The 21,733-nt window shown below is 63.4% G+C and carries 25 protein-coding genes and 1 tRNA gene; 14 read left to right on the top strand and 12 right to left on the bottom strand.

The window, feature by feature from the left end; translation table 11 throughout:
- The first annotated feature begins 8 nt into the window (after positions 1 to 8).
- The 3 genes from BJP62_RS14900 (at position 9) to BJP62_RS14890 (ending at position 3,327) form a co-directional block, all read left to right on the top strand.
- Complete coding sequence (locus BJP62_RS14900; protein WP_070530845.1) at positions 9 to 935, top strand: DUF2950 domain-containing protein; 927 nt, start codon at positions 9 to 11, stop codon at positions 933 to 935.
- A gap of 331 nt (positions 936 to 1,266) precedes the next feature.
- Entirely contained in the window at positions 1,267 to 2,223 is a 957-nt protein-coding gene (locus BJP62_RS14895) for a GMP reductase (RefSeq protein WP_070530843.1), read from the top strand.
- A 249-nt stretch (positions 2,224 to 2,472) separates the two neighbouring features.
- Positions 2,473 to 3,327: an endonuclease gene (locus BJP62_RS14890; protein WP_083300948.1), complete on the top strand. Its 855-nt coding sequence runs from the start codon at positions 2,473 to 2,475 to the stop codon at positions 3,325 to 3,327.
- A gap of 8 nt (positions 3,328 to 3,335) precedes the next feature.
- On the opposite strand, the gene BJP62_RS14885 is transcribed toward BJP62_RS14890, so the two are convergent.
- Positions 3,336 to 4,331 carry an integron integrase gene (locus BJP62_RS14885; protein ID WP_205701030.1) on the bottom strand — a complete coding sequence of 332 codons (996 nt, stop codon included), beginning with the start codon at positions 4,329 to 4,331 and terminating at the stop codon, positions 3,336 to 3,338.
- Positions 4,332 to 4,502: 171 nt separating this feature from the next.
- Between BJP62_RS14885 and BJP62_RS18525 the strand changes: the two genes are divergently transcribed.
- The 3 genes from BJP62_RS18525 to BJP62_RS14880 all read left to right on the top strand — a co-directional run bounded on the left by BJP62_RS18525 (position 4,503) and on the right by BJP62_RS14880 (position 5,849).
- Positions 4,503 to 5,003, top strand: coding sequence for a hypothetical protein (locus BJP62_RS18525; RefSeq protein WP_145927220.1), 501 nt, complete (start codon positions 4,503 to 4,505; stop codon positions 5,001 to 5,003).
- A gap of 78 nt (positions 5,004 to 5,081) precedes the next feature.
- Positions 5,082 to 5,456 carry a hypothetical protein gene (locus BJP62_RS18520; protein ID WP_145927219.1) on the top strand — a complete coding sequence of 125 codons (375 nt, stop codon included), beginning with the start codon at positions 5,082 to 5,084 and terminating at the stop codon, positions 5,454 to 5,456.
- 69 nt (positions 5,457 to 5,525) lie between these two features.
- On the top strand, positions 5,526 to 5,849 hold the full coding sequence (locus tag BJP62_RS14880; RefSeq protein WP_070530839.1) for a hypothetical protein: 324 nt from the start codon (positions 5,526 to 5,528) through the stop codon (positions 5,847 to 5,849).
- Positions 5,850 to 5,852: 3 nt separating this feature from the next.
- Here the strand turns inward: BJP62_RS14880 and BJP62_RS18150 are convergent.
- A protein-coding gene (locus tag BJP62_RS18150; protein ID WP_145927081.1) for an IS3 family transposase occupies positions 5,853 to 7,015 on the bottom strand; the annotation gives its coding sequence in 2 pieces (ribosomal slippage) (positions 5,853 to 6,760 and positions 6,760 to 7,015; 1,164 coding nt in all).
- 13 nt (positions 7,016 to 7,028) lie between these two features.
- On the opposite strand from BJP62_RS18150, the gene BJP62_RS14865 reads away from it, so the two are divergent.
- From BJP62_RS14865 to BJP62_RS14855, 3 genes are all read left to right on the top strand, one after another.
- Positions 7,029 to 7,277 carry a hypothetical protein gene (locus BJP62_RS14865; RefSeq protein WP_070530837.1) on the top strand — a complete coding sequence of 83 codons (249 nt, stop codon included), beginning with the start codon at positions 7,029 to 7,031 and terminating at the stop codon, positions 7,275 to 7,277.
- A gap of 123 nt (positions 7,278 to 7,400) precedes the next feature.
- On the top strand, positions 7,401 to 7,796 hold the full coding sequence (locus BJP62_RS14860) for a VOC family protein (RefSeq protein WP_070530836.1): 396 nt from the start codon (positions 7,401 to 7,403) through the stop codon (positions 7,794 to 7,796).
- A gap of 3 nt (positions 7,797 to 7,799) precedes the next feature.
- Positions 7,800 to 8,267, top strand: coding sequence for a GNAT family N-acetyltransferase (locus BJP62_RS14855; RefSeq protein ID WP_070530834.1), 468 nt, complete (start codon positions 7,800 to 7,802; stop codon positions 8,265 to 8,267).
- Between the two features lie 46 nt (positions 8,268 to 8,313).
- On the opposite strand, the gene BJP62_RS14850 is transcribed toward BJP62_RS14855, so the two are convergent.
- Positions 8,314 to 10,764 (bottom strand): ABC transporter permease, encoded by a 2,451-nt coding sequence (locus tag BJP62_RS14850; RefSeq protein WP_070530832.1) that lies wholly within the window; start codon positions 10,762 to 10,764, stop codon positions 8,314 to 8,316.
- Complete coding sequence (locus BJP62_RS14845) at positions 10,761 to 11,456, bottom strand: ABC transporter ATP-binding protein (protein WP_070530830.1); 696 nt, start codon at positions 11,454 to 11,456, stop codon at positions 10,761 to 10,763. Before BJP62_RS14845 ends, BJP62_RS14850 begins: the two co-directional genes overlap by 4 nt.
- On the opposite strand from BJP62_RS14845, the gene BJP62_RS14840 reads away from it, so the two are divergent.
- Positions 11,455 to 12,084, top strand: coding sequence for an arylesterase (locus tag BJP62_RS14840; RefSeq protein ID WP_083300947.1), 630 nt, complete (start codon positions 11,455 to 11,457; stop codon positions 12,082 to 12,084). The genes BJP62_RS14845 and BJP62_RS14840 overlap by 2 nt on opposite strands.
- 65 nt (positions 12,085 to 12,149) lie before the next feature.
- Here the strand turns inward: BJP62_RS14840 and BJP62_RS14835 are convergent, their stop codons facing one another.
- Genes BJP62_RS14835 through BJP62_RS14815 form a run of 5 tightly spaced genes read right to left on the bottom strand, consistent with a single transcriptional unit; the run spans position 12,150 to position 15,789 of the window.
- Entirely contained in the window at positions 12,150 to 12,914 is a 765-nt protein-coding gene (locus BJP62_RS14835) for a BON domain-containing protein (protein WP_070530825.1), read from the bottom strand.
- 45 nt (positions 12,915 to 12,959) lie between these two features.
- Complete coding sequence (locus tag BJP62_RS14830; RefSeq protein WP_070530823.1) at positions 12,960 to 13,565, bottom strand: BON domain-containing protein; 606 nt, start codon at positions 13,563 to 13,565, stop codon at positions 12,960 to 12,962.
- A complete protein-coding gene (locus tag BJP62_RS14825; protein ID WP_070530817.1) occupies positions 13,566 to 14,156 on the bottom strand; it encodes a phosphoheptose isomerase in 591 nt (196 codons plus the stop codon).
- A gap of 33 nt (positions 14,157 to 14,189) precedes the next feature.
- The gene (locus BJP62_RS14820; protein ID WP_070530816.1) at positions 14,190 to 14,546 is read right to left on the bottom strand and encodes a YraN family protein; all 357 of its coding nucleotides are present in this window, start codon (positions 14,544 to 14,546) and stop codon (positions 14,190 to 14,192) included.
- Entirely contained in the window at positions 14,530 to 15,789 is a 1,260-nt protein-coding gene (locus tag BJP62_RS14815) for a penicillin-binding protein activator (RefSeq protein ID WP_083300946.1), read from the bottom strand. Before BJP62_RS14815 ends, BJP62_RS14820 begins: the two co-directional genes overlap by 17 nt.
- Positions 15,790 to 15,825: 36 nt before the next feature.
- On the opposite strand from BJP62_RS14815, the gene rsmI reads away from it, so the two are divergent.
- From rsmI to BJP62_RS18145, 3 genes are all read left to right on the top strand, one after another.
- A complete protein-coding gene (rsmI, locus tag BJP62_RS14810) occupies positions 15,826 to 16,650 on the top strand; it encodes a 16S rRNA (cytidine(1402)-2'-O)-methyltransferase (protein WP_070530812.1) in 825 nt (274 codons plus the stop codon).
- Positions 16,651 to 16,694: 44 nt separating this feature from the next.
- Positions 16,695 to 16,778, top strand: a tRNA-Leu gene (locus tag BJP62_RS14805).
- 162 nt (positions 16,779 to 16,940) lie between these two features.
- Positions 16,941 to 17,375 (top strand): integrase arm-type DNA-binding domain-containing protein, encoded by a 435-nt coding sequence (locus BJP62_RS18145; protein ID WP_083300945.1) that lies wholly within the window; start codon positions 16,941 to 16,943, stop codon positions 17,373 to 17,375.
- Here the strand turns inward: BJP62_RS18145 and BJP62_RS14800 are convergent.
- Complete coding sequence (locus tag BJP62_RS14800; protein ID WP_070529791.1) at positions 17,337 to 18,287, bottom strand: IS481 family transposase; 951 nt, start codon at positions 18,285 to 18,287, stop codon at positions 17,337 to 17,339. The genes BJP62_RS18145 and BJP62_RS14800 overlap by 39 nt on opposite strands.
- On the opposite strand from BJP62_RS14800, the gene BJP62_RS14795 reads away from it, so the two are divergent.
- Positions 18,278 to 19,300 carry a tyrosine-type recombinase/integrase gene (locus BJP62_RS14795; RefSeq protein WP_083300944.1) on the top strand — a complete coding sequence of 341 codons (1,023 nt, stop codon included), beginning with the start codon at positions 18,278 to 18,280 and terminating at the stop codon, positions 19,298 to 19,300. The genes BJP62_RS14800 and BJP62_RS14795 overlap by 10 nt on opposite strands.
- Before the next feature lie 556 nt (positions 19,301 to 19,856).
- Here BJP62_RS14795 and BJP62_RS18515 read toward each other — a convergent pair.
- Both BJP62_RS18515 and BJP62_RS14785 read right to left on the bottom strand, forming a co-directional pair.
- A complete protein-coding gene (locus BJP62_RS18515) occupies positions 19,857 to 20,627 on the bottom strand; it encodes a hypothetical protein (protein ID WP_145927218.1) in 771 nt (256 codons plus the stop codon).
- A gap of 2 nt (positions 20,628 to 20,629) precedes the next feature.
- Positions 20,630 to 21,733, bottom strand: a complete 1,104-nt coding sequence (locus BJP62_RS14785) for an AAA family ATPase (RefSeq protein WP_070530809.1) — start codon at positions 21,731 to 21,733, stop codon at positions 20,630 to 20,632.

Raw genomic sequence — 21,733 nt, 5'->3', positions numbered from 1 at the left:
CCGCACCCATGCCTGCCAAACACTTCCTGAAATTGCGGCCGGCGTCCTGGCTGGCAGCCGCGACCCTGCTCGCCGTACCGCTGATCGCCGGTGCAACCGGCCGCTACGCCACGCCCGACGCCGCCGCCGCGGCGCTGCAGGCCGCGGTCCAGTCGGGCAAGCAGGCGGCGATGCTGCAGGTGCTCGGCAGCAAGGCCGGGCCGCTGATCGACTCCGGCGATCCGGTCGCCGACCGGTACAACCGGGAGCAGTTCGCCACCGCCTACCAGGCACATCACGAAATCGAAATCGGCGCCGACAACCGTGCGACGCTGGTGGTCGGCGACAAGCGCTGGCCCTTCCCGATTCCGCTGAGCAAGCTCAAGGGCCAATGGCAGTTCGACGTGGCCGCGGGGCGCGAAGAACTGATCAACCGCCGGATCGGCCGGAACGAGAACGCCACCATCCAGGCCGCACTCGCCTATGTCGATGCGCAGCAGGAATACTTCCGCCGTGACCCGGACCGGGCCGGCCTGCTGCACTACGCCCGGCGCATCGTCAGTACCGAGGGCGAGCGCGACGGCCTGTACTGGCCCGCCGGCGAAACCGGCGAAGCCAGCCCGCTCGGCCCGCTGTTCGCCGATGCGGCACGGCATGGCTACGGCAAGACGGCGAAGCAGGCCGGCGCGCCCTACCACGGTTACTACTACAGGGTCCTGTCGGCCCAGGGGCCGAATGCCAAGGGCGGCGCATACGACTACATGGCCCAGGGCAAAATGCTCGGCGGCTTCGCACTTGTCGCCTGGCCGGCAAAGTACGGCGTTTCCGGCGTGATGACCTTCATCGTCAACCAAGACGGAACCGTCTTCGAGAAAAACCTCGGGTCAAGCACGGCCAGCGTTGCCGAACGGATGGCGCGCTTCGACCCGGACGGCAGCTGGAAGGCGGTGCCCTAGCCGCGACGACCATTCCGGCAGGTATCCGTTCAGCCCGCGCGGCCCGCAGTCCGCAGGCCTTGATCTGGGTCAGCGACGTGCATGGCCCACACCGAACAGGGTTGACTTCGGCGCCGATGCGGCCTAGATTTGAACCGTTGTGCTCAGCCCCTAAGTGGCTGATGGCGCAAGGATTTCTGCAAGTTTTTTATGAAAAACGGGAGCGGCACGCCGCTCCCGTTTTTATTGGGGCCCCCGTTTTTTTCAACACGCAGTCTGCGCGCTCGAACTTCGTTTCGGCGTGCGGGGCCGGCGCACACCCGGCACATGCCAACGGAGAGGAATACACCCGATGTCCATCGTCACCATCACCCCCGAACTGAACTACGGCGACGTCTACCTCGTGCCGCAGAAAACCGTCGTCGACAGCCGCAAGGAGTGCGATACCTCGGTCCAGTTCGGCCCGCGCCGCTTCACGATGCCGGTCTACGCATCGAACATGAAGAGCGTGATCAACGAGGCAACCTGCCGCCATTTCGCCAGCCGCGGCTGGTTCTACACGATGCACCGCTTCAACGTCGACCCGGTGGCGTTCTGCCGCCGCATGCACGACGAAGGGCTGTTCGCGTCGATCTCGATCGGCGTCAACGACGACACCTACGCCCAGCTCGACGAGCTGCGCGCCGCCAGCGTCAAGCCCGAGTACATCACGCTCGACATCGCCAATGCCTGGTGCGTGAAGGCCGAGCGGATGATCGGCCACGTGAAGAAGCTGTTTCCGGACAGCTTCCTGATCGGCGGCAACATCGCCACGCCGGAAGCCGCGCGTGATCTGGAAAGCTGGGGCTGCGACGCGATCAAGGCCGGCATCGCCGGCGGCCGCGTCTGCATCACCAAGAACAAGACCGGCTTCCACCGGCCGATGGTGTCGACGACGCTCGACTGCGCCGCCGCGGTCAAGGTGCCGGTGATTGCCGACGGCGGCATCAGCGAGCACGGCGACATCGCCAAGGCGCTCGCCTGCGGTGCGGCAATGGTGATGGCCGGCTCGCTGTTCGCCGGCTACGACGAATCGGCCGGCGGGCTGATCGAGATCGACGGCAAGCATTACAAGGAATACTTCGGCAGCGCGTCCGAGCACAACAAGGGCGCGTACGTGAACGTCGAAGGCAAGAAGATCCTCGTGCCGTACAAGGGCAGCATCGAAAAGCTGCTGGTCGAGCTGCAGGAAGACCTGCAGTCGTCGATCAGCTACGCCGGCGGCCGCGACGTCTCCGCGCTGAAGGGCACGCCGATGGTCCGCGTCTAATCGCAGCCAGCAAAACCCTGCCGGCTGCGTTGTACTCACTGGCCGTACGACTCGTACTGTTGCGACCGCAGGGAGCCCCCGTGGGACGTTTCATACGCCTTGCCGGCACCGCTGCACAGGATTCGCACCCGGCAGCCCTTGAGGCGTTAACCGCCCCAGGCCCTGCCGTGCCGCGGAGCAAAGGCCCCGCCGGCTGACAAGGGCTTATTCACATGGCAAGCCGGCGCATCGGCGGCAAGAATGCCGCCGATGCGTTACCTGCTCCCAGCCCTGCTCGCCGTCGGCCTTACCGGCTGCGGCGACGACCTTCCCAAAGACATCCAGCAAGAGCTGCAGAAAATCGCCCGCCACGAGGTGACCAAGGCGCTCGCCCAGCTCGGCGACCGGCTGCTGCAATCGCCACCGGCCGATTCGTCCGATACCGGCGCGATGCCGCTGGTCACGCGGCCAAGCGATGTCGGCCACCGAGATTTCGCCAACGCCAAGCGCGTGCTGCCGCGCATCTTCACCGGCGAGCTGCGCGAGGAGTTCTACTGCGGCTGCGATTACGCCGGCAAGCAGGTCGACTGGGCCTCGTGCGGCTTCAAACCGCGCAAGAACCCGGAACGCGCGGCACGGATCGAGTGGGAGCACATCGTTCCGGCGTGGAACCTCGGCCACCAGCGCCAGTGCTGGCAGCAGGGTGGCCGCAAGCAGTGCGCCGGCAGCGATCCGGTGTTCCAGACCGCCGAGGGTGATCTCGTCAACCTGGTGCCCTCGGTCGGCGAGGTCAATGGCGACCGCAGCAACTTCGGCTACGGCGCGTGGACGCGCAATCCGGTAGCGATGTACGGCCAGTGCCAGACCATCGTCGACTTCCAGCAGCGCCGCGCCCAGCCGCGCGAGGAAGTCCGCGGCCGCATCGGACGCACCTACCTGTACATGTACGAGCGCTACGGCCTGACGATGAGCCGGCAAGAGAAACAGCTGATGTGCGCCTGGGCCAGGGCCTATGCCGTCGACGGCTGGGAAACCGCCCGCGACCGGCGCATTGCCGCGATCCAGGGCAACGGCAACCGCTTCGTCACCGATCCGAAAGCCGTCGAAGCGGCCTGCGCCGGCTGAGCGCCGCGTCACCCGTGCTGCGGTAGCCGATCCAGCGGACTGACCGCGCCCACCCCGCCCCGGTCCAGCACATGCGTGTAGATCTGCGTGGTCGAGACATCCTTGTGGCCCAGCAACTCTTGCACGGTGCGGATATCGCCGCCCGACTGCAACAGATGCGTGGCGAACGAATGGCGCAGCGTGTGTGGCGAAACCGGCTTGACCAGCGCAACGGCCTGCGCCGCCTTGCGGATGGCCCGCTGCAATTGCTTCGGATCGAGATGATGCCGACGCACCGCCCCGGACAAGGGGTCGACCGAAAAACCGGCGGCGGGAAACACGTACTGCCACCCCCACTGCCGTTCTGCCGCAGGATACTTGCGCGCCAAGGCATGCGGCAGCGCCACGCCGGCCCGCCCGGTCGCCAGATCGGCCTGAAACTGCGCCTGAACCGCAAGCAGATGGGCCTTCAGCGGCGCCTCCAGACACCGGGGCAGCATGGTCACCCGGTCCTTGTTGCCTTTGCCATCGCGCACCACCACCAGCCCGCGCTCGAAATCCACATCCTTGACACGCAAACGCAAGGCCTCCAGCACCCGCATCCCGGTGCCATAGAGCAGGCGCGCCACCAGCGCCGTCGTGCCCTGCATCTGCGCCAGCAAGCGCTCCACCTCGGCCACGCCCAGTACCGTCGGCAAGTGCGCCGGCCGTTTCGGCCTCTCAAAGCCTTCAAGCCAAGGCAGATCGACTTCCAGAACCGTCTTGTACAGAAACAGCAAAGCCGACAGCGCCTGGTTTTGCGTCGACGCCGACACGTCGCGCTCCACGGCCAAGTGAGTCAGAAAACACACCAGCTCCTGTCGCCCCATTTCCTGCGGATGGCGTAACCCGCTAAACCTGATAAAGTATTTTATCCAGTAGATGTAAGCTTTCTCGGTTCGCAGACTGTAATGACGGTAGCGCAGGCAATCCCTCACCTGCACGAGCAAGCGCGGTCGCGGTGTGTTTGCAGAGTTATCCGACATGTCCAAATACATGGCCAATCTCCCGACAGAGCGTATCCTTGCTGGAAGATATAGAACATTCGTTCTTCAAAAGCACCAGAGATGCCGACTGTCGGCTGTGTTATCCGACAGTTGTCGCGATATTTTTTTATGCACCATGGTGCATACACCACGTTAGGTTTTTTGGAAGCCATGTCGCGCCAAAAGAACGTGCTCCTTACTTACCAGATTCTATATGTCTCACAGCAGGACTTAAGTCAGGCGGCATTCTTTGCACAGCATCTACTAGACAAAGCCTTACATTTTGAGCCATGGGAAGCTCGCTGGCAAAGCTACCTGCATCAAGGCGCGTATATGACAGCTATGGTTGTGGCGTATGGTCGACCATTCACAGAAAGCAGGGGATATCCTAGGTTTCCAGCAAAACTCCTACAAAATCTGACGCCTGAAGAAAAGGATCTTCACTCATCGCTGCTCTCTCTAAGAAACAAAATCTATGCACACACCGACCTCATCGAGAGAAAAGTTAGGCCAATATTTTTTAATGACAAACCCAGCGCAATTGAAGCACTGCCACCTATGCGCATGTCAGCTTCCGAGCTTAAGAGTGTTCGCCTCCCAATTAGCAAAATCAGCCACTCAATTAATGCAAAGCTCCACGAGCTAGTACCTGAGGTCCGGGAGGAAACCTAACAAATGGTTCAAGTCGTTCGCTTCGCTCACTCGGGACCGGCTAAAGCCGGCCCCTTAACCAAACGTTAGGATCAACGCATGCGTTGGCTCATAGCCTTTGCGGTATGTGCAGTAGCTATTTTTATCGCTGTCTGGTTCAGCCCTATGAACCCTTGGCAAGAACCTCCGGGAGAAGGAGAAGCTTCTTTGAAAGCGTTCAAAAATCTCCCCGTCCTGATTCAAGCACTTGAGAAATTTCACGCAGATAATGGCTCATATCCAACCGACTTAGAAGCTCTTATTCCACGATACCTTGCGAAACTACCAGATATTTCGAGCGAAAAACACAACACCTCCCTTAAGTACTTCTCAAAAGGAAAGGTTTATGAACTATCTTTCAAATATTACAGGCCCGGCATTAATTCTTGCACTTATACATTTCCGCAAGGTTGGGGTTGCATGGGCTACTTTTGATCCTAACACTTCATTCAACCGGGACGGGCTAACGCCCGCCCGTTAATTCAAACGTTAGGCATAGCCCGTATGAATGCTGAGCAAGCTCTCGCAAACTTCCAACAAAACGGCGTTACGCTTACCTCTGAGATCAAGGCCGTCCTTGGCATGCCAGAAGGCAGACAAGTCTTCTACAAAATTCTCTTAGAGCAACGTGGTTTGCCGTTTTGCGAAATCATCAGGGAATCTTTTCTGAGGGAAATCGAGTTTCGAAATGCTCTCTGGGACGGAAAGGCGACCGACGACGGCACCTTCTCTGAAGGTATCTTTCAGTGTGCGTTTCTGATCTACCGCATGGGAAGGACCGAAGACTTGCCCCTTCTGTGCCAAGCGGATCATCTAAACATGGTGTAGTGGTCAACTCATTCCGGACACTGCGTTAAGCTTTTCTTCCGCCACGGCCGGCGCCAGTCCGTCATTGAACTGATGCGGCCGCAGCCAGTTGTACCGATGCATCAGGTAATGACTGATGTCCCGGCGCGCTTCCTGCGCCGTCATGTAACCCACATGTGGCACCCACTCCGTCTTCAAGCTGCGGAACAGCCGCTCCATCGGCGCGTTATCCCAACAGTTTCCGCGTCGGCTCATGCTCTGCCCAATCCGGTAGCGCCACAGCCGCTGGCGGAACTTGCGACTGGCGTACTGGCCACCCTGGTCGGAGTGAAACAGCAGACCTTGCGGCCGGCCACGTTGTTCGTAGGCCATCTCGAGCGCTTGCACCACCAACTCTGCGTCCGGCCGAGATGAGAACGCCCAACCGACCACACGGCGCGTAAACAGGTCCAGCACCGCCGCTAGGTAATGCCAGCCACCTTGCACCCAGACATAAGTAATATCGCCGCACCAGACCTGATTCGGCCCGTCCACCACGAAACGCCGGTCCAGGCGGTTCGGAATGTCGATCCGCTCCACCGTGGCCCGCTTGTAGGCATGCGCACCCGGTTGCTTGCAGATCAGTCCCAGCTCCGCCATCAAGCGGCTGATCTTGAACCGTCCCAGCGTCATGCCTTGCTCGCGCAGCATGCCCATGATGCTGCGGCTGCCCGCTGAACTGCGGCTCTCGACAAACAGTTCATGCACCCGGCGACGTTGCGCGTGGCGTTCGGTATCTACGCGTTGGCAGCGTGCTCGATAAGCATACAGGCAGGATCTCGGCAGCTCGAACAGCGTACAGAGCAAGGCTAGCGGTTCATCCCGGCCGATCTGCTCGATCAGCGCGTACGTTCGATCCCTTCCGACATCAAGAGCGCGGTAGCCTTTTTTAAAATGGCCTTCTCGCGCTCAAGGCGATCGATACGTGCCTCCAGCGCCTGGATGTGCTGCTGCTCCGTCGTCATGGCCTTGCTCTGAGGCGTGATGCCCTGACGTTCCTGTTGCAGCTGCTGAACCCAGCGACGCAGCACCGATTCGGCGACGCCGACCGAGCGGCAGGCCTCGACGTGGCTGTACCCTTGGTCGAGCACCAGAGCCGCGGCCTTGCGCTTGAAGTCGGGGGAAAACGAACGGCGTTGTTTGGTCATCAGGCACCTCTTCATGGCGAGCATTCTCGCCTTAAATGGGTGTCCGGGTTTAGTAGACCACTACATGGATATTGGTGAGCTAGAACCCATGTTCTTCGTTGGTCCTGGCGTGGCAGAAGCAATTTCTTTCTTTGAGGCTTCAGATATTGAAGATGGCGAGACATACGCCACCTCAATCAGGGACTTTTTTGCGAACCCCAAAGCTATGGTGTGGCTGAAAGACTGGGAAGACTCAATGCTGTCGAGCATCCGAAATGCCTAACAATTCCGTCAAGAGGGACGTCCCAAAGCTGCGCTTTGGGTTCCCTCCGCCTTCGGCTCCGGCCGCCCCTCACGTCAAACGTTCAGACATTCCCGCGCCCCTTGCCTCCAAGGGAAGCAGAAAATGATCGATCACGTCGGCATTACCGTCAGCAATTTCGAGCAAAGCAAATCGTTCTATGCCAGCGCACTGTCGCCGATCGGCTATGTGCTGTTGATGGACCTCCCCAAGGCGGTGAGCGGCAGCAAGGATTTTGCGGGGTTTGGCGCGCTGCCCAAGCCGGATTTCTGGATTGGTGGCAATGCGGCCGATATCCAGCCGGTGCATGTCGCTTTCAGCGCGCCGGACCGGGCACAGGTGCGGGCGTTTTATGCCGCGGCCATCGCCGCTGGCGGTCGCGACAACGGCGCGCCGGGCATTCGCGCGCACTACCACCCGGATTACTACTCGGCCTTCGTGCTCGATCCCGACGGCCACAATGTCGAAGTGGTCTGCCATGCGCCGGCCGCGTCGGACTGAGCCGTGAGCGTTCCCGCACCGGTGCTGCGCCCCGCCACCCCGGACGATGCCGACGCCGTTGCCGGGGTTTACCTCGCGTCACGCAAGGCCTTTCTGGCCTACGCACCGCTGGCGCATCCGGACGAAGCCGTCCGGGCGTGGCTGCGGCATGTGTTGTTGCCGGCCGGCGGCACCACGGTGGCCGAGGTCGACGGCGAGATTTGCGGCTTCGTCAGTGTCTCCACGGCCGACGGCGTGTTCTGGATCGACCAGCTGTACGTTCGGCCGGCGTCGGTGGGACGGGCGATCGGCTCGGCGCTGCTGAACCGGATTCTGGACGGCGCAAGCGGCCCGGTGCGGCTGCATACCTTCCAGGCCAACCACGGTGCAAGGCGGTTTTACGAGCGCTTCGGCTTTGTGGCGATCGCTGAGTCCGATGGCAGCGGCAACGAGGAGGGCTGCCCGGACGTGCTGTACGAGCGCAATCGCTGATCCGGTGGTTCGATACGCCGTCGAATCACCGGCGCAGCCCGCCATCTCACCCGGGATCGCGCAGCAGCCGCAGCGCCGACGCGCGCGACAGCTGGCGCCGCTCCCACGCGGTGATCAGCGCTGCCAGCAGCAGGCCGGTGCCGAGACTCAGCAGCGGCAGTTGCCAGTTCCACGGCACGTTCAGCTCGAGCACTTCGCGCGCCAGCAGCCAGCCCGAGACGCTGGCGGCGACGCCGGCAACCAGCCCGGCGGTGGCGCCGATCGCCGCACCTTCGATCCATTGCACTTTGGTGATCTGCGCCCGGCTGGCGCCGAGCGCGCGCATCACCGCGGCCTCGCGCCGGCGCTCGGGTGCGGTGGTTTCGAGTGCGGCGAGCAGCACGGTCAGCCCGGCGGCGAGGCAGAAGCCGAACACCAGCCGCAGGGCGCTCGACGCCAGTTCGAGCACGCGCCGGACCTCGCCGAGCACTTCGCCGACGTCGATGAAGGTCACGTTCGGGAACTGTGCCGACCAGCGTGCAACGACGTCGCGCCGCGCCGCGGGCAGGTGGAAGCTGGTGATCAGGCTGGCCGGCTGTTCGGCGAACAGCGCACGGGTGCCGACGACGAAGAAATTGACCCGGAACGAATCCCAGTCGACGGTGCGCAGGTTGACCACCGGCGCGCTCACCCGGGTGCCGGCGACGTCGAAACTCAGCGTGTCGCCGAGCCGGATGCCGAGCGTCTTCGCCAGTCCGGCCTCGACCGAGTAACCCGGCTTCGCGTCGTCGAGCGGCATGCCGGCATCGAGCCGGTTGTCGGCGCGCAGCGTTTCGCCCCACGACAGGTTGAACTCGCGTTCGGCCAGCCGTTGCGCCCGGTCGTCGGCGTAGCGTTTCGGATCGACCGGCTTGCCGTTCTGCGCGCTCCAGCGGCCGCGGATCATCGGCTGCAGTGTCGGCGCGGCAAGGCCAGCGTCGACGAAGGCCTGGTCGAACGATGCCGCCTGATGCGGCTGGATGTTGAACGCGAACTGGTTCGGCGCATTGGCCGGTACCCGCCTCTCCCACGCCGAGAGCAGGTCGCGTTCGACCACGGTCAGCAGCCACAGCCCGAGCAGGCCGACCGCCAGCGCGCCGAGTTGCGCCGCGGCCAGCCAGCGCCGGCGGGTCAACTGGCGCACGGCGATCCGTGCGGCAAAGCCCTGGGCGAAACGGCCGAACAGCCGCAGCAGCAGCCAGCCGAGCATGCCGGCAACGAGCAGCGCACCGGCGATGCCGGCGCCGACGATGGCCGCGAGCGTGGCATTGCCGGCCACGCCGACGAACAGTGCTGCCGTGGCGATGCCGGTCAGCGCCAGCGTCAGCCACAGCCGGTGCGGTGCGGTGGCTTCGCGCCGCAGCACGCGGACCGGCGGTGTTGCCGCCAGCCGCAGCAGCGCCGGCCCGGCGACGCCGACCAGCAGCACGAAGCCGAAGCCGCAGGCTGCAAGCCACGGCCAGACCGAGCCCGGCGGCAACGGTGCCGGCAGCCGGTCGCGCACCGCCCAGCCGAGCACTTCCTGGGCAAACCAGCCGAACAGCCCGCCGGCGAGCGCGCCGAAGACGAACAGCAGCAACAGCTCGCCGAGCAGGATGCCCCGGATCTGCGACCGCGTTGCGCCAAGCGTCACGTACAGCGCAACGGCGTCGGCACGACGCGCGGCAAAGCGCCGTGCCGCCAGCAGCACCGCCGCGCCGGACAGCGTTGCCGCGAGCAGCGTCACCAGCCGCAGGAAGGTTTCGGCGCGTTCGAGCGCGGTCTTGACCTCGGGCCGCGCCTCGCGCACATCCTCGAGCCGTTCGCCGCGCGCCAGTGCACTGCGGGCCTGCTGCTGCCAGGCGGCGACCGCCTGCGGCGGGCCCGCGACCAGCAACCGGTATTTGATCCGGCTGCCGAAACCGACCAGCCCGGTGGCGCCAAGGTCGGCGGCATTCATCATCAGCCGCGGCTGCAGGCTGGCAAAATCGAGCGCACCATCGGGCTCGCGCTCGATCAGCGCGGCAACGCTGAACTGTTTGCTGCCGAGGCGCAGCGTGTCGCCGACGTTCAGCTTGAGCCGGTCGGCCAGGCGCGGATCGAGCCAGATCGACCCTGCCGGCGGTGCGCCGACCGTCGATGCGTCCCGCCCGGCCAGCCACAGCTTGCCGCGCAGCGGGTATGCGCCTTCGATGACCTTGACGCTGGTCAGCACCGCCGCATCGCCCTTGGCCGCCATGCTCGGAAATGCCAGCGTCTGCGCGACGGTCAGCCCGCCCGCCCGCGCCGATTCGGCAAAGCGCGGCGGGATCGGGTGATCGGCGGTCAGCACCGCGTCGGCGGCGAGCAGATTGTTCGCTTCGGTATTGAGCAGCCCGGCCATCCGCCCGGCGAACAGGCCGACAGCGGTCAGCGCGGCGATCGTGACGACCAGCGCGGCGATCAGCGTCCGGTAGTCGCCGGCGGAAAGACCCCGGCGAAACTGGCGCAGCGCGATCATGCGGCAAATCCGGTCTGTTCAACCGCCCGGCCTGCGGCGAGCCTCAGCCTGGCGCCACAGCGCGCCGCCAGCGTTTCGTCGTGCGTGACCAGCACCAGCGTCGCGCCGGTTTCGCGGTTCAGCTCGAACAGCAGCTCGGCAATGCGCTCGCCGGTATGCGTATCGAGGCTGCCGGTCGGCTCGTCGGCGTACAGGATGCGCGGGGAAGTCGCAAACGCCCGCGCCAGCGCAACGCGCTGCTGCTCGCCGCCCGACAAGGTGCGCGGCGTGTGCGCCAGCCGCTTGCCGAGGCCGACACGTTCGAGCCAGGCCGCGGCGATGTCGCGCGCCCCCTTGCGGGATGCCAGTTCGAGCGGCAGCATGACGTTCTCGAGCGCGGTCAGTTCGGGCAGCAGCTGGAACGACTGGAACACGAAGCCGGCCAGCCGGCCGCGCAAGCGGGCCCGGCCGTCCTCGTCGAGCGACGCCAGATCGGTGCCGGCCAGCGCCACGCTGCCGCTCGTGGGCAGGTCGAGGCCGGCGAGCAGCGCGAGCAAGGTCGATTTGCCCGAGCCGGATGCGCCGACGATGGCCAGACTGTCGCCCTCGGGCAGCGCGAACGAAATCTCGCTCAGGAGGTCAAGTGGACCATCGGCCAGCGCCACGCGCTTGCCGAGTTGAATGCATTCAAGAACCGATTGGGGAGCAGGCATGAGGGACCAGATGGGCAAGGTGTGGCGGGCAGTGCTCCAGCTTACGGTGTTCTGCAGCATTGCGCTGCAGGCCAGCGCAGCGGCACCGGTGCTGCTGGTGTTCGGCGACAGTCTGTCGGCCGGCTACGGCATCGCCGCCAGCCAGGCGTGGCCGGTCAGGCTCGAGGCCGATCTGGCACGCCAGGGCAAGCCGTACACCGTCGTCAACGCCAGCGTATCAGGAGAAACGACCGACGGCGGCCTCACCCGGTTCCCGCAGGCGCTGAAAATCCACAAGCCCAAGCTCGTGATCATCGAACTCGGCGCCAACGACGGGCTGCGCGGGCTGCCGGTCGCCAAGTCCAAAAGCAATCTCGGCGCGATGATCGCCGCTGCGCAGAAGGCCGGCGCCCGGGTCCATCTGGTCGGCATGCAGATGCCGCCGAACTACGGCCCCGACTACACGCGTGCTTTCGCCGCAATGTATCCGGCGCTGGCGAAACAGTACCGTGCCGGGCTGACGCCTTTCCTGCTGGCGCCGGTGATCAACCGGCCGGACTGGTTCCAGCCCGACCAGTTGCACCCGGTCGCCGCGGCGCAACCGGCGATTGCGGCGATGATCGCCAGGGATATCGCGCCGCTGCTCTAAAACGCGCCCGACAAAAACCTGCCGGCGCCGTTGTACTCGATGCCGTACGCCTGCCTGCGCTTCATCTACCTTGCCCGCACCGTTGCGCCACTTTGCCTCCGGCAGGAAGTGCCCCCGGGGCACTGGCCGCGCCCAGCAGCCGGGCCATCGTCAGGCACGGCCCCGAACGCCGGTATCGGAAGGTGATGCACAGGCGATAAACCCACCGGCGTATCGGGCGGTTCGGGTGGGTCCGGCGACGCCGGTGCCGCGGGCGCTTCCGGCCGGACGCCGGTATCGACCAGCAGCACGACGCGCTCGACGCCGCCGACGAGTTTCGCGGCAATTTCCGCATGCGCGGCATACGCCGGCCGGGTACGGCCGAGCAGATAGACGACGCGACGCTCGGTCACGACCATCAGGTGCAGCGCATCGAGGCTGTCGCTGGCGTAGGCGATGATGCTGGCCTTGACCTGTGCGGTCAGCCGGACATCGGTGGCGCGTTCGGCCGGGCTCGACGGCGGCGCGATCACGGTTTCGTCGTGGAGCCGGCGCACCCCCGGGTCGGCGGCGGCCAGTGCCAGCAGCCGCTGCCGCGCGGCCGCGTCGGGCACCTCGCCGCTGAGCAGCACCACGCCGCCGAAGGCGTTGACGCTGACATGGGCCGTGTCGGCAAACTCGGCATCGACCGCCCTGCCGAGCCGGCTGCGCAGCTCGAGGTCGGACCCGATCACCGCAAGCGGGCGCGGATCGGTGCCGACGACGACACCGACCTCAAGCAGCTTGACCGCCAGCATCAGCGGCACGCAGCCGATGAGTAAAGCGGCCAGCAGCGCGAGGACACCCTTCATCACCGTTCCTCCTGCGAACGGGATCGGCGGCGCCCCCGGCGGGACTTACTTGCGCAAGGCCTCGTCGGCCGGGCCGACCGGGTTCGATTCGACCAGCTTCACCACCTGCGCGACGCCGTCGACCATGCTCGCGGCACGCGCGGCCTGGTCGGCGATGTCGGCGCGGGAAATCCCCATCAGGTAGACGACCTTGCGCTCGGTCACGACCATCAGGTGCAGCGCACCGCTGTCGCCGGCATTGGTCAGGATCGACGTCTTCACCCGGGCGGTCAGCTGGGTGTCGTTGAGCCGGTCGGTGCTGCCCGACACCGGCGCCACCACGGTTTCATTGTAGAGCTTGCGCAGCCCCGGCTCGGTGCGCGCCAGTTCGGTCAGCTTCTGCTGCGCCGCCGCGTCGGGCACCTCGCCCGACAGCAGCACGATGCCGTTGTAGGTGTTGACGTTGACGTGCGCCCTGTCCTTGTACGCGTCGAGGATCTTGGCGCTGATGCGGGCACCGAGGTCGAAGTCGGTCTTGATCGTCTCGGCGCGGCGCGGGTCCGATCCGACCATCGCGCCGACCGCGACTGCACCGGCCACGACGATCGGCACGCAGGCCGACAACGACAGCGACGCGACCAGCGCCGCGGCTACGATACGGGACTTCTTCATTTACTCGCCTCCCAACAACATGTAATCGATCGTGTCGCACAGTGCGTGCACGAGGGTGATGTGCGCTTCGAGAATCCGCGCGGTGCGTTCGGCCGGCACGCACAGGTGCAAGTCGTCGCCGACCAGCAAGTCTCCGATCTGGCCGCCGTCGTTGCCAGTGAGCGCGATCACACTCATCTGCCGCTCGTGCGCGGCGTTGATCGCCGCGACGACGTTGGCCGAATTGCCCGAGGCCGAGATCGCCAGCAGCACGTCGCCGGCGCGGCCGATCGCGTGCACCTGCTTCGAAAACACCAGATCGTAGTCGTAGTCGTTGGCGATCGCCGACAGCACCGACGAATCGGTCGTCAGCGCCACCGCCGACAGCCCCGGGCGTTCGCGCTCGAAGCGCCCGACCATCGCCGAGGCGAAATGCTGCGCCACCGCAGCCGAGCCGCCATTGCCGCACGCCAGCACCTTGCCGTCCGAAATCAGCGTCTGCACGACCTTTTCGGCCGCGAGCCCGACGCTGGGGCCCAGAATCTCCATCACCATCTGCTGCGTGGTGACGCTTTCCTCGAAGTGCTTGCGCACCCTTTGCAGTAAATCCATTTGCTTGCCTTTGTTACAGCGGGCCCGACTGCGTCAGGCCTCGATACAGTGCTTGAGCCAGGAAATGGCGTTGCCGTCGATGCACACCGCGTCGAAGCGGCACGGCGGAACGGGCGAAACGCCGAGAAGATAGGACTGCGCCGCGGCGACCAGTTTCGCCTGCTTGGCCGGGGTGATGCTGGCCGCGGCGCCGCCGAAGCGGCCGGAAACACGCTGTCTGACCTCGACGAACACCAGCGTGTTCCCGTCATGGCAGATCAGGTCTATTTCGCCGCGACGGCAACGCCAGTTGCGCGCCACGACGGCGAGCCCGCGCTCGCGCAGGTAGTCGGCGGCCCGTGCTTCGGCCGCGGCCCCGCGCTCGCCGGGCGGGCTAGAGGATCGGGGCACCGTCGTCCGGGGTCGTGCCCTCGCTCGCCGACGGAACGGCGTCGCCTTCACCGAAGCGTTCGGGCAGCAGGCGGCGCTCGATCACGCCGTCGGTCCGCTGCTTCAGCCGGCCGGTGATGCCGTCGAACGACACCGGCTGCCCCGGCGCGTGGATCAGCGTGGCGGCGATCCGCCATGCGTCGACGCCGAGCGCGAACATGCGCTCGTAGTCGTTCGAATTGCTCCGCGCCCGTGCGAACAGCGCGTAATACGGATCGTCGGCGTTGACCAGCCACGGCATGTCGAGGAAGCGCACGCCGTTCAGATCGGCGATCGCGGTCGCCGGCAGCGGCCCCGGGTTGATCTGCGACGTTGCATACACCGGCAGATCGTTGCCGATGAAGGGCCTCACCTTGCGGCCCAGCTTGAAGCCGGTGGCGAGGAACACCGCGTCGGCGCCCTTGGCATTGATCTGCGCGCGCAGCCCGGCCAGCCCCTGCGTGGCATTGCCGGCATCGACCACCTGCGGCGCCGGGTTGCCGAGCGCCTGCCAGGCCGCGGCGAAGCCCTGGCTCATCCGCTGGCTCAGGGGGTTGGCGGCGATCAGGATCAGCGGATTGCGCACGCCGTTCTCGTTCATCAGCCGCGCGACCTCGCTGGCCTCCTGCTCGACCGACAGGCTGAAGCTGTACAGGTTGGGGCGGCGCAGCGTGCGGCCGTCGAAGCTGTTGAGCGCGATCACCGGCACCGGGAAACGGCCGTTGTCGGCCAGATAGTTGACGGCGCTGCGTGTCAGCGGGCCGATCACCGCGGCGGCACCGCCGTCGATCGCCTTGTTGTACTGCGCCAGCACGTCATCGTCCTGGTCGGTGGTCTCGAACACGCGCAGCGGCGGCTCGTTGCCGTGGCCGAACACGCGCGCGCCCTTGATCACGCCGTCCATGATCTGGTCGACCGCGGGCTTGAGCGCCTTGCTCGACGTTGCCGCCGGCAGCAGCACCGCGATGTAGGCATCGTGGCTCGCGGGCGCCTCGGCCACCGGCTCCTGCGGCAGCGGCGTGATTTCTACCGGCGCCGGCTGCGGCGGCGCCGGACGCGCCACCACGGCGGGCGCGGGCGTCGGTTGCGAGGCGACCGGCGCGGGTCTGGTCGCGCAGCCGGTACTGACACCGGCCAGCAGCGCGCCGTATAGTAGCGCCCGCAATCCACGGCCGCCGCCGTGCCCAATCCGGCGCAAAACGCGCCATGGAGCCTGAATGTGCATCACGATCCTTACCAGGTAGCCCGGGCTACATTATATGTGGTGGCCACGCCCATCGGAAATCTGCGGGACATCAGCCAGCGCGCGCTCGACGTGCTCGCCGGCGTCGACGTGGTCGCCGCCGAGGATACCCGGGTCTCGGGCCAGTTGCTGCGGCATTTCGGCATCCAGAAATCGCTGGTCAGCCTGCGCGAACACAACGAACGCGCCATGGCCGAACGCATCATCGCCCGGCTGGCCGCCGGCGAATCGGTCGCACAGATCTCCGACGCCGGCACCCCCGGCATCTCCGACCCCGGCGCGGTGCTCGCCGCCGCGGTGCACAAGGCCGGCTACCCGGTGGTGCCGGTGCCCGGCGCCAGCGCGCTGACCGCCGCCGTGTCGGCCGCCGGTTTCGATTGCCCGCATGCGCTGTTCTACGGCTTCCTGCCGCCCAAACCGAAACAGCGCCGCGACGCGCTCGCGCCGCTGGCCGGCCTGCCCTACCTGACCGTGTATTACGAAGCGCCGCACCGTATCGTCGACTGCCTGGATGACCTGGTCGCCGTGTTCGGTGACGATCGCCAGGTGGTGATGGCGCGCGAGCTGACCAAGACCTTCGAGACCATCCGCCGCAGCACGCTCGGCGAACTGGCCGAATGGGTCAAGCAGGACACCAACCAGCAACGCGGCGAATTCGTCCTCGTCGTCGATGCCGCCGTGCCGGTCGAAAACACCGACGACACCGCGCATGACACGGTGCTCGCCCCGCTGGTCGCCGAGCTGCCGCTCAAGCAGGCCGTCGCGCTGGCGCAGGCGATCACCGGCGCCCCGCGCAACCGGCTGTACGAGCGCGCGCTGGCGCTGAAGAACGCCGCGGATTGAACTTGCCGTCGGTCGACGCTTCGGCGATAATCCCGCCCTTGCCTGCCCGGGTGGCGAAATGGTAGACGCAGGGGACTCAAAATCCCCCGCAGCAATGCGTGTCGGTTCGAGTCCGACCCCGGGCACCAGTCATCCTTCCTAGGGCGTCCTAGGAAGTCCAGAGAACCCCCGAAAAGCCTAGCTTTCGGGGGTTTTTTGCGTCCAAGGGAATCCAACTAAGTCCGTTCACATCCAGCATCTTTAGGTATACGTTTAGGGATACGCTGATTCGATTTGAAAATCGTATACCTATGGCACGCACAACCAAGCCCCTGACCGATGCCGATTGCCGCAACGCCAAGCCACGCGACAAGGATTTTTCCCTATTCGATGGAGGTGGCTTGTTTCTGCTCATGAAGGCCAACGGCACCAAATCATGGCGCTTCAAGTTCAGCAAGCCCAGTGGCAAACCGGGCCTGACCGCTTTCGGCGACTACCCGGCATTGTCACTATCAGAGGCTCGCGCCAAACGCGACGAGGCCCGCTCCCTCCTCGCAACAGGTATTGACCCGGTTGAACACAAGCGCCAAGCCAAACAGGCTGAGGCGAACTCGACCTTAAACAACTTTGAATCCATCGCCCGTGACTGGCACACCAAGAACGCCGGCAAGTGGACGCCTGACCACGCACGCAGAATCTTGGGCCGACTAGATGTGAAGAGTCAAGACGTTGTTTTTCGTTGCTGAGAGACGGGACATGGGCACGTGGCAGCCGATGCCGTGATGCGGACGGTGCCAGTTGTAATAATGATTCCAATACCTCAGGACTGCGCCGCGCTCATCCGAGTGTTGATAGGTTTGGCCGTAGGCCCATTCGCGCAGCGCGGACTGGATGAAGCGCTCGGCCTTGCCGTTGGTTTGCGGTCGGTAGGCGCGGGTGAACCTCTGCTTAATGCCCAGTTCAACGCAAACGCGGCCGAAGTCATGGGAGCGGAAGGCGGGCCCGTTATCGGTGATCAGGCGCTGGAGCGGTACGCCCAGCGTTTTGAAGTAGTCGTTGGCCGCACGCAGGAAGTCGATGGCGCTGGCGCGGCGCTCGTCGGGGTAGAGTCGGGTGAAGGCGATGCGACTATGGTCGTCGATCGCCACGAACAGATATTCCCAGCCGCTGTTTCGGCTGTTCTGGCGACGATCGCCGGTGATGCGATGGCCGACCTGCTCGAAGCGGGCGAGCTTCTTGATGTCGACGTGCAGCAGTTCGCCGGGCGTTTCGCGCTCGTAGCGCTGCACAGGCTCTGCGGGCTGCAGGTCGCTTAACCGCGATAGCCCTGCGTGTCGCAGCACGCGACTGACGGTTGCTTTGGACACGCCGATATAGCTTGCGATGCGAGCCTGCAGGAACAGCTTGCGACGCAATTCGATGATCGTCAGGGCAACGCTGGGCGCAATGGCACGTGGCGAGCGCTCGGGACGCGAGGATTTGTCGAGCAAGGCAGCCGCGCCGCCGACCAGATAGCGGCCCAGCCACTTGCGGGTGGTGACCGCGCTTACGCCATGGCGTGCCGCCGCCGCCGCGGTCGACAAACCATGCTCGGTGATGTCCTGAACCATTTCCAGGCGACGCAGATACGTCAGTCGGGCATTCTTATGTGTGTTCATCCGGTGTCTTGTTCTGTGACTGGGGGGTTGGCGATTTCCAGTCTCGCAGAACTTCTCCGGGTGAACACCCGAAACAACCTATTGAACCTTCACAACTAGAAGCGGATATTTTTCCTACCATCGGCAACCGGGCCATTGCCGACCTGAACACTCGCGACTTGCTTGCCCCCCTGCGCAAGGTGGAAGAACGCGGTGCGCTCGATCTGGCCAGCCGGCTACGCCAGCACATCGACGGCATCATGCGCTATGCAGTCCAGACCTGCCTGATCGATACCAACCCGGCCCGTGATATGACCGGCGCACTCGCGGTCCGCAAAGCCACTCACCGCCCTGCCCTTGCTCTGGAGCGCATCCCCGAGCTGTTGCAGCGCGTCGAGAACGATGGCGGGCGCATCCTCACTAAGCACGCACTACGCTTTACCCTGCTGACTTTCGTCCGCTCCAGTGAGCTGCGCTTCATGCGCTGGGACGAGATCGACACCAACCGGGCCATCTGGACAATACCGGCCAGCCGCACCGAAATCGAAGGAGTAAAACACTCACACCGCGGCGCCAAGATGCGCGAGCCGCACATGGTGCCGCTATCGCACCAGGCATTGGCCGTACTAGAGGCCATTCGCCCTTTGACCGGTCGCTTCGATCTGGTCTTTGCCGGCGACCACGACGCATCCAAACCGATGAGCGAGAACACGGTGAACCAGGCGCTGCGCCGTATGGGCTTCGACACCAAGACCGAAGTCTGCGGCCACGGCTTCCGGGCGATGGCGTGCAGCGCCTTGCTGGAGTCCGGCCTGTGGAGTGAAGACGCCATCGAACGACAGATGAGTCACAAAGAGCGCAATGGTGTGCGTGCCGCCTACACCCACAAGGCCGAGTTTCTGGCACAACGTCGATTGATGGTTCAGTGGTGGGCCGACTGGCTCGACGCCAACCGAACGCAGTTCATTCCCCCGCATGACTTCGCCGGACAGGGTGGCAAAGTCATCCTGCTGCGCAAGGACAAGGCAGCCTGATCAGCGTGCCGGGTGACACGTGCGACACCTCTACGGGACATAGGCGTATCCGAAAACGAAATACGCAATACCAGTCCCTAACTCGGTTAGCAGCACCGCCGAGGAAAACCGAAGGACTTTAATACCACTTGGTCCCTGCGTGCCCTCCTCCCACTCGCCCACCTGTTTTTCGCGGTGTCACACGTGTCACAGGTGTCACACCATTGATTTGAAACAGGTTTATCCGTGACACGCGCAACGCCTTGCGTGTCACAGGTGTCACGCGCTCGAAGCGATACAGCCGCAGCAACCCGCTGAATTGCTCATTTCATGCCCCAAGCATCACCCGTCGGATAGCCAAAAAATGCACGCGAGGCGTAATTCCCCTGCCCAAACGAACGGAGTACCTTGTCAGGGCTTTAATACCAATAATGCGAAAGGGAAACATGCACCGGCTCCACCAATTCGCGTATGCCCCCGAAACAGGTGGCGCACAATCACGACAGCTATTACTTGTTGCGAGATGCGGTGGCCGGCTTGCTAAGGCCCCCTCTCGATGGAAAGGTTAGGCATTGTGTCATTCGGGTTGGTGCAAAAGTGGTGCGAGAGCGGCCACAACTTCATCACTCAACCTAGTCAATAGCTCCCCCGGGCGAGCAGCAACGATCTCCAACAACGCCTTGTCCGTGTGTTTCGGTTGGCCGATGCGAGTATTAGTGTTGCGAACCAGAAGCGACAACAACGATTTCCCCCGAACAAGCATGCCGTACTCAGAAGACAGGGAGGCTCTAAGGGGGGCTGGGTACGTTTCCCCGGCACGAAGCTCCATAAGGGAAGGCCTCTCTGCGAGGCTCAGCACGCGCTCGGGATGTAGTGCGATGGGATTAGATTGATCCGCCAAATGGCGATCAAGTGCTAGCGCATACCAGTCGAGAAAGTCGTTAAGCTCCGCTTTGTATCTTGCCACCTCAGGGCCAACTAAAAGCCCTTCAAGCGCCCCGTCAGCAATGACGTCATTCTCGATAGAATACCCCGAGGTGAGACAGAGCACTGGGGTCTTATATGCATCAGGAACCGCAGTATTAATCCATGTATCCCGATCAGCAATGAATGCAAGCCGTACAGAGGACGGAATTTCACTGCGCCTGTCGAATATTTGAAGCACATTCTTTCTACCCCCCGCAGGCAGGACCGAGACACCAATGTGACTCAGGCGCTCTTCGAGGCGTCGGTAGACAATGAGATCATCAGAGCCTTCACATACGACAGTAGGTAGGTCAGTCTTCTTCAAAAGAGCGACCATCTCATCTACTGTTGGCTGTGCTTTTGAAATTTGTCGAATGGCCACGATTATAAATCCTCATCGCCACGCGAGGCATCTATCAGAAGCTCCTTATCGGGATACTTGCTGTAGATAAAGGGAGAATGAGTGGCTATTACAAATTGATTGCTGGTCTGCTGGCTCATTAAGATCGAAAACAGCTGGCGCTGCCAATCGACATGAAGACTGAGCTCTGGTTCGTCAATAAGGAAAACCGCATCGCGATAGAAGGCGTTGTACGCAATAAAACTAAGCATCTGCTTTTCGCCGGCCGACAGCGCATCAGAATTAACTGCGCTTGCTGCATCACCAAAACTTAGACGGCCAAGCTTGATGCCGGAATGGCGAAACAGGCGCATCGCCAACCCTCGGACCGCTTCCAGAGGGCGCATGATCTCCTCGCGGGAGCCTTCCATGCCTTCAATCTCGGTGCGAATGTCATCCAAGAGCTGGTTCGCACTATCTAGCTTGTCGGTATCTCCTGCTTCACGCTTGTATGCCTTTATCTTGTTAATCACATCTTGAGAGGTTGTTTGCTGAAGCTTGTTGTACTCCTCCGAAAGATCGGTGTATTGCCGAACTAAGAGATTGACGACATCAACAGTGCTCAATGCAGCCACGAAAACATGACTATCGTTCGTTAGTCGCTTGGACAATGCGATTAGAGATTCCTCAATGTCATTCTTGGCTCGTGATAGTGCATTGCTTCGATCGCTCAGCGTAAACCCACCCTCGATTCGGCGGAAGGTTGGAAGAAATACAGATGAGCCGATCGACATAAGCCGATGGATTGCTTGGTCTTCCGCGTTGGAAACTATGTCGCCGACTTCATCTACGACATCTTCAAATGTTCTTACCCCCTCCGAGTCTCGCCAATCGATACGGCATGTCATTCTAGATAAGCGATAGACCGTACAACTGTAGTCAGACGTCTCAAGCGTAGCCTTTTTGAAGTCAACCTCTTTAAGTGCCTGTAAAATATTGCCACTCATTATGTACCAAGCTAGCTTGAGAACACTCGTTTTCCCAGCTCCATTCCTACCCGTGACAATGTTTAGGTCTCGATTGAAATCGAGTCGGACTGGCTCTTCGCGCCCAAAAAGGCCGATTACTTCGAAGCTTTTTATATACAT

The sequence above is a fragment of the Jeongeupia sp. USM3 genome, assembly GCF_001808185.1.
GTDB lineage: Bacteria > Pseudomonadota > Gammaproteobacteria > Burkholderiales > Chitinibacteraceae > Jeongeupia.
The sequence above is the reverse complement of the archived record's forward strand: the minus strand, read 5'-3'. Positions and strand labels throughout refer to the sequence as shown.